This is a genomic window from Pseudophaeobacter profundi (assembly GCF_029697505.1).
Taxonomy (GTDB): Bacteria; Pseudomonadota; Alphaproteobacteria; order Rhodobacterales; family Rhodobacteraceae; genus Pseudophaeobacter; species Pseudophaeobacter profundi.
Genome location: NZ_JARJEF010000006.1, coordinates 235,036 through 241,151, shown reverse-complemented (window position 1 = coordinate 241,151; position 6,116 = coordinate 235,036). Strand labels below are relative to the sequence as shown.

The 6,116-nt window shown below is 55.7% G+C and carries 9 protein-coding genes; 3 read left to right on the top strand and 6 right to left on the bottom strand.

The features are described 5' to 3' along the window. Positions 1-309: 309 nt before the first annotated feature. From P2081_RS12130 to P2081_RS12105, 6 genes are all read right to left on the bottom strand, one after another. Positions 310-498 carry a hypothetical protein gene (locus tag P2081_RS12130; RefSeq protein WP_278923130.1) on the bottom strand — a complete coding sequence of 63 codons (189 nt, stop codon included), beginning with the start codon at positions 496-498 and terminating at the stop codon, positions 310-312. A 121-nt stretch (positions 499-619) separates the two neighbouring features. Further along, positions 620-988 carry a hypothetical protein gene (locus tag P2081_RS12125; protein WP_278923129.1) on the bottom strand — a complete coding sequence of 123 codons (369 nt, stop codon included), beginning with the start codon at positions 986-988 and terminating at the stop codon, positions 620-622. Beyond that, positions 985-1,647, bottom strand: a complete 663-nt coding sequence (locus tag P2081_RS12120) for an SDR family NAD(P)-dependent oxidoreductase (RefSeq protein ID WP_278923128.1) — start codon at positions 1,645-1,647, stop codon at positions 985-987. Before P2081_RS12120 ends, P2081_RS12125 begins: the two co-directional genes overlap by 4 nt. 14 nt (positions 1,648-1,661) lie before the next feature. Continuing rightward, positions 1,662-2,114 (bottom strand): TspO/MBR family protein, encoded by a 453-nt coding sequence (locus P2081_RS12115; RefSeq protein WP_278923127.1) that lies wholly within the window; start codon positions 2,112-2,114, stop codon positions 1,662-1,664. Positions 2,115-2,154: 40 nt separating this feature from the next. Continuing rightward, complete coding sequence (locus P2081_RS12110) at positions 2,155-2,559, bottom strand: thiol-disulfide oxidoreductase DCC family protein (protein WP_278923137.1); 405 nt, start codon at positions 2,557-2,559, stop codon at positions 2,155-2,157. Between the two features lie 5 nt (positions 2,560-2,564). Next, complete coding sequence (locus tag P2081_RS12105) at positions 2,565-3,086, bottom strand: glutathione peroxidase (protein ID WP_278923126.1); 522 nt, start codon at positions 3,084-3,086, stop codon at positions 2,565-2,567. A 599-nt stretch (positions 3,087-3,685) separates the two neighbouring features. On the opposite strand from P2081_RS12105, the gene P2081_RS12100 reads away from it, so the two are divergent. Genes P2081_RS12100 through P2081_RS12090 form a run of 3 tightly spaced genes read left to right on the top strand, consistent with a single transcriptional unit; the run spans position 3,686 to position 6,116 of the window. After that, positions 3,686-4,963 (top strand): flavin-containing monooxygenase, encoded by a 1,278-nt coding sequence (locus tag P2081_RS12100; RefSeq protein WP_278923125.1) that lies wholly within the window; start codon positions 3,686-3,688, stop codon positions 4,961-4,963. Positions 4,964-5,020: 57 nt separating this feature from the next. Further along, positions 5,021-5,437, top strand: coding sequence for a RidA family protein (locus tag P2081_RS12095; RefSeq protein ID WP_278923124.1), 417 nt, complete (start codon positions 5,021-5,023; stop codon positions 5,435-5,437). Positions 5,438-5,441: 4 nt separating this feature from the next. Further along, complete coding sequence (locus tag P2081_RS12090) at positions 5,442-6,116, top strand: DUF1028 domain-containing protein (protein WP_278923123.1); 675 nt, start codon at positions 5,442-5,444, stop codon at positions 6,114-6,116.

Below are 6,116 nucleotides of genomic sequence, written 5' to 3'. Positions count from 1 at the left end.
AATCCCATGTCTATCACTCCCAATCCCCCCAACGAAAACCGTCGGGGCAGTGTGTTCACATGGGTCAATTCTCAGTGACAATTTATCGGCATACCGGGTCAGTTCTCAGTGACAATCAACACCACATCGTGTCTTCCATGCAGCCTGCGCAAAGCAGCAGGACCGTGGCGGCGATCAGTGGTGACTTCATTGAGTACTCCTATCCCTGTCAAACTTTTCTGGATTTTGTCGTGAGGTCTGGCCCCATGTGGGGGACGTCCAAGGCCCGCAGCGCCGTTCAGTGCCGGAGCCTGGAAAGTGGCCGACTGATCACCAGGCGGTGATCCTTTCCTCGGGCGGGAGCCAAATGGGATCGCCTTCCTCGATGCCGAAGGCCTCGTAAAAGGTCGGCAGGCGCTGAAGGGTGGCAATTGCGCGGTAGCCGGTCATGGCATCGATGCGGTCGAGCTTTGCCTGGGTCGGGGGGATGCCGCGGGCGTCGATCGCCTGGGTATCCATGTAAGCGCGGTAGTTGCCGCGAACAGCTCCATTGCTGCGGTACACGCCAAGGGAAAAATGGGGCGGGCAATCATCAAAATATCTCCGGCAACACTAGTGTGTTCGGTCTTGAATACGATCGCTATCTTCCGCCGTCCACAGCCGTCAAGCTATCATCGTATCGGCGCGGTCGATCGCCAACGATGCCTTTGACCTCTTTGAGGGGGCCGGTCGCCAGAATGCGCTCGCGCACGACAGAAACGGCCTTGGCACTGGGGCGAGAGGGTGTGAGCGTGATGATCTCTCGGGTGCGGAAAATAGTGACCTTCGGCGAGGCGGCAATCGCTCTGCCGATATCTGACAGGAAGGCCCCAAGAGCAGGATACGGTAAGATTGGGACCCGCAGATCCGCGTTCTTCAGCGCGTGCATGTCGGGCGCAAGCTGATCCCTCAGGATCAAAACGATACGTGGGCGATCAGTGTTGGTACTCGGTGCAGAAGAGGCAGTCACCAGGGTACATTTTTCCCTGCCCAGTCGAAAAACTGTCCACTGTCGTCAGGCGTGAGAGTATCGATGACATTCAGCAGATTGCTTGCGGATTTCTGCGGCGGAACCGTCTTGTGTTGCGGGTAGTTTTGCGTGAACTCGGTCGCTACGGTGCCGGGATGCAACGCCGCGCAAATCAGATGTTTGTGCGTCCGCTTCAGTTCAATCGACGCCGTTCTGATCACCTGATTAAGGGCAGCTTTTGAGGCACGATAGGAGTACCAGCCGCCAAGGCCATTGTCCCCGATTGACCCGACGCGCGCAGAGAGTGCCGCAAAAATGGCTCTCCTGTTCTTCGGCAGCAAGTGTTTGGCATGCTTCAGCACCAACGCAGGACCAATTGTGTTTATCGCAAACAGAATTGCCATCTCATCGGCAGACAAGGCGCGTAGCGACTTTTCTGGTCCCCGATCGGTTGACAGGATGCCGGTTGCAACGATTATCAAGTCGAACTGGGTTTCGATAGGCCCGAGGATTGCCGATACATTGTCGTCGCAAGTGATGTCCAAGCCATCCTGCGACCGAGAAAGACAAGTAACGCGGTTTCCTCTCGCCTGCAGCTCATTTGCCAAGGCCCGTCCGATGCCGCCCGAGGCACCAATAACAAGTGCATGTCTTTCCATGACTTATACCCTGCCTAGTTGAGATAGACGATCGCGGCGTTCAGGGCCAACGCAAAGCCCACCCACGCGACGTATGGAACAAAGAGCAGAGCGGACAGGCGGTCGGAATGCCACGCGGCCCGAATGAAGGCGACTATTGTCAGCAGAAGACAGAGGATGACGGCAAGCGCCAAGGCTGGCTTCTCAGCGGCGAAAAACACTGGCGACCATAAGAAGTTCAAGCCCATCTGGACGATCCAAAGACGCCTCGGATAAGCACGGTTTTCATGCTGCCACACGCGCCAGCCAACATAGGCAATAATCAGATACATCACCGTCCACACCGGTCCGAAAACCCAGTTGGGCGGATTGAAAAACGGTTTCTGCAGATCCCGGTACCAGTCGCCCGGAGAAGTGAGCATGCCAATCCCGATGCCAACACCCATGACCACAATTAGGAATAGCAGGAAGGAGCTAAAAATTTTCATATTTATCAGTCTTTTATTTGTAATTCGTGGAAAGGCGGGGTTATCTCGACCGAGATCTGCCAATCCCCCTCTGGTATCCGCCGAAGCCCCGTATGATCAGGGGGCGGATGCGAAGGAAAAGACGGTAAAACACCTCCAGAACGGTCACAGCGCCCGGAAGGCTTGCTAATCTCGCCAACCAGCGCCAGCCCGGTAAGACGCGCCAAACCTCGACGAAGGCCTGCGCGCCGGACACTCGCAGGCCGTTTCCCAAACGAACATGGAACCGGGCCATCGCTTGGGACCGAGTGAGCCTGCCATCTCCCGAAAAACGCTCGGTTGAAACGTCGACAAAATTAAGTGCCTGATCGGTGTCGCACCGTTTGTAATATCCGATTTCCAGCGCACACAGTGGGCAGGACCCGTCGTAGAATAGGGACAGCGTCTGGTCTGCGCCTTGCCTCACATGTTTCACTTCAGAAGTCCTTCGATCTCACGCCTAATTCGCGATGATTTCGGCTTCATTTGCGAACTGTAGGTCGCAACCAGATCACCCTCTGGCCCGATCAAGACCTTGTTGAAGTTCCACGATGGTACAAACCCTTCTTCTCGCTTCAGGGACTGGAAGAAAGGATGTGCTTCTGGCCCCTTAACATGCGTGATACCTGTCATCGGCATATCGACGCCGTATTGTAGTTCGCAGAATTCTTTGACTTTTTCACTATTGGAAAGCTCCTGCCGGAAATCGTTTGATGGAACCGCCAGAACCACAAGACCGCGATCGCGATAGGTGTCATACAGGGCCTGCAACCCGCTGTATTGTTTTGTGAAGGCACATCTGGAGGCTGTATTTACAACAAGAATTGGCTGACCGCTCCATTGAGACAGCGTCAGAGTGCCCCCATCGATGGAGTCGAAAGGAGCGTTCAGGTCCAGGGCCTTCGCTTGAAAGCCAGTCAAAATCAGCGCCATCAAGATCAATATTCGGCTCATATCAGCATCTCCTGTTTCTCAGTATACGATGCCGTGGCGCCTTTGGACCACTTGTCGTTCGAACTGTGACTGGGTTTCACACTCAAACCAGGTGATTTAACTCGGAAGCATTGGAAGAGCATCGCGAAAGATGCTGGACTGTCCCTGATAGGTTTCGTGGGTGTAAATGACCGCGTATTTGGGTGAATTTAGCGCCAAAATGAATAGGGGTTCCTGTTAAGTTTATGAAAATAAGTTGGAAAATACTTAGTCTCTGGGCCAAAGTTACTTGGTGGGACATGTGTAGGTACAACCTGAGAATTTCCAGTAGCCCCCGTATCTGCCAGTTTGACAACCTGAAGGCTGCCATTTGCAGACAGAACGTTCTGTTGCCGGAGTTACTGGAACCCACAGCATTTCCGATAGCTTAGGCAGAGCCGAACCCACGGTGAGATATACATTTGTTTCAAGACCGCGAATAAAATGAAATTTTCGGGCAAACTGATGCGCAGGACCATCGAGTTTGTTTGAGGAGCGGTCACGGGGCGTTGTCGCCGATAGTAAGCCCGCCAGCCAAAGCATTCCCTGCGTCTGCCAGACCCTTTGGAAAGGATGCGGACATGCCGATCGAAAAAGTAGATACTCTTGTTGTCGGTGGTGGACAGGCTGGCATCGCGATGAGCGAGCACCTGAGCAAAGCCGGGATTCCCCACCTTGTGCTAGAGAAGAACCGCATCGCTGAGCAGTGGCGCACGGGCCGTTGGGATAATCTTGTCGCGAATGGCCCTGCCTGGCACGACCGATTTCCGGGGATGGAATTTAAGGATGTGGACCCTGACGGGTTTCCCGCCAAAGAGACCGTTGCAGATTATTTGGTCGATTACGCGAAGATGATCAAAGCGCCGACACGCGCAGGCGTCGAAGTTACCAAAGCAGAACGTATCGATGGGGCAGGCGGCTTCCGCGTCGAAACATCGGAAGGGGTGATTGAGGCAGAGAATATTGTCTGTGCGACGGGCGCTTTCCAAAAACCGGTTATCCCGCCTGTCATTCCAGAAGATGCGGACGTGGTTCAGATGCATTCTTATGACTACCGCAATCCTGACCAGTTGGCCAAAGGGGCGGTGATGGTTGTGGGGGCGGGCTCGTCCGGTGGGCAAATCGCGCGCGAGCTGATGGAGGCGGGGCGCAAAGTGTACCTGTCTGTCGGCCCGCATGACCGCCCGCCACGGTCCTATCGTGGGCGCGACTTTTGTTGGTGGTTGGGCGTTCTGGGTCTGTGGGATGTGTCTGCGATGACGCCGGGGACCGAGCATGTGACGATTTCCGTGAGCGGGGCCAAAGGCGGCGAAACCGTTGATTTCCGCAAGCTTGCTGCGGGTGGCATGACGCTCGTGGGGCGGACCGAAAGCTTTGCAGATGGCGTAATAAAATTTGCCCCTGATCTCGTAGAGAATATTGGGAATGGCGACGTTAATTATCTTGGAATGCTGGATGCTGCAGATGCCTATGTCGAACGCACTGGCATTGATTTGCCACCCGAGCCAGAGGCGCGGGCCTTTCTTGATGATCCCGATTGCATGACTAACCCGCTGGCCGAGCTGGATCTGGCCGCTGCCGGTATCACGACAGTGATCTGGGCGACAGGATTTGCGCGCGACTATAGCTGGCTCAAGGTCGATGCATTCGACGAACAAGGCGCGCCCAAGCATCAGCGCGGCGTTTCGGTTGAACCAAATGTATTCTTTCTGGGGCTGCCTTGGCAGTCGCGCCGGGGATCGTCGTTTATCTGGGGGGTATGGCATGACGCGAAACACCTTGCCGACCATATCCATACCCAGCGCAAGTATTTGGATTACCATCAAGCAACGCTTGAAAAGCAATCTCAAAGCACATGACCAAACAGGCGGCCGCCGCCACACTCAATTCACCTCTATAGATCGGACAGCACCCAAATGGCCCATACTCGCATCCGCAAATTTAACACATCCGATACCTATCCTGAACAAAACCTCGACAACGATCTGTGTCAGGCCGTGGTGACACGGGGTGGCAGCACCGTCTATCTGCGCGGCCAATGTCCGCAGAACCTTGATGACGCGCAAAACATCGACAGCCATGATCCGGTCGAGCAGACGCACAAAGTGATGCAAAACATCCAGCAACTGATCGAAGAGGCGGGCGGACAGATGGAGCATCTCGTCAAGGTGGTCGTCTATATCACCGACGTGCGTCACCGCGAGGCCGTGTATCGCACCATGGGCGAATACATCAAAGGGGTGCATCCGGTTTCAACAGGGCTGGTAGTGCAGGCGTTGGCACGTCCGGATTGGTTGGTCGAAATCGACGGCACAGCCGTCATCCCGGATTAAGCCCATGACATTTTCACTGGTTGCCCGTTGTGCTGAAACCGGGATGTTTGGTTTGGCAATATCGTCGTCGTCGCCCGCTGTTGCGGCGCGTTGTTCTTTTGCGCGTGCCGGGGTTGGTGCTGTTGCATCCCAGAACGTGACGGACCCATCTTTGGGACCGGCTACACTGGATCTGATGCAAAGCGGCATGTCGGCGCGCGACGCTGTGGACCAGGTTATCCGCGTCAGCAACTTCACCGAGTACCGGCAAGTGATTGCCATCGACAAGGACGGATCCACGGCTATCCATTCTGGCCCGAACTCACTGGGCATCTGGACGCAAGCCAGTGGGCCGGATGTGGCGTCGGGGGGCAATTTGTTGGCCAATGACACGATCGCGCAAGCCATCATTGACGGGTTCGTCGCGGCCAAGGGCCACATCGGGGACCGTTTGATTGCCGCGATGCGCGCGGGTTTGGCGGCAGGAGGCGAGGCCGGACCGATCCATTCCGCGGGTCTGAAGATCGTCGATAACGTCAGCTGGCCCGTCGCCGATCTGCGTTGTGATTGGACCGAGGACTGTCCCATTGAAAACATCGCGACGGCTTGGGAGATCTATAAACCCCAGCTTGACGCCTACATTCAGCGGGCCTTGGACCCACGCGAAGCGCCGTCTTATGGCGTGCCCGGCGACGCATAG

Bases quoted from the DNA above. Each gene is read 5' to 3' on its own strand.
- P2081_RS12090 (WP_278923123.1), top strand. From the start codon at position 5,442: ATGACATTTTCACTGGTTGCCCGTTGTGCTGAAACCGGGATGTTTGGT.
- P2081_RS12105 (WP_278923126.1), bottom strand. From the start codon at position 3,086: ATGAGCCGAATATTGATCTTGATGGCGCTGATTTTGACTGGCTTTCAA.
- P2081_RS12095 (WP_278923124.1), top strand. From the start codon at position 5,021: ATGGCCCATACTCGCATCCGCAAATTTAACACATCCGATACCTATCCT.
- P2081_RS12130 (WP_278923130.1), bottom strand. From the start codon at position 498: ATGGATACCCAGGCGATCGACGCCCGCGGCATCCCCCCGACCCAGGCA.
- P2081_RS12100 (WP_278923125.1), top strand. From the start codon at position 3,686: ATGCCGATCGAAAAAGTAGATACTCTTGTTGTCGGTGGTGGACAGGCT.
- P2081_RS12120 (WP_278923128.1), bottom strand. From the start codon at position 1,647: ATGGAAAGACATGCACTTGTTATTGGTGCCTCGGGCGGCATCGGACGG.
- P2081_RS12115 (WP_278923127.1), bottom strand. From the start codon at position 2,114: ATGAAAATTTTTAGCTCCTTCCTGCTATTCCTAATTGTGGTCATGGGT.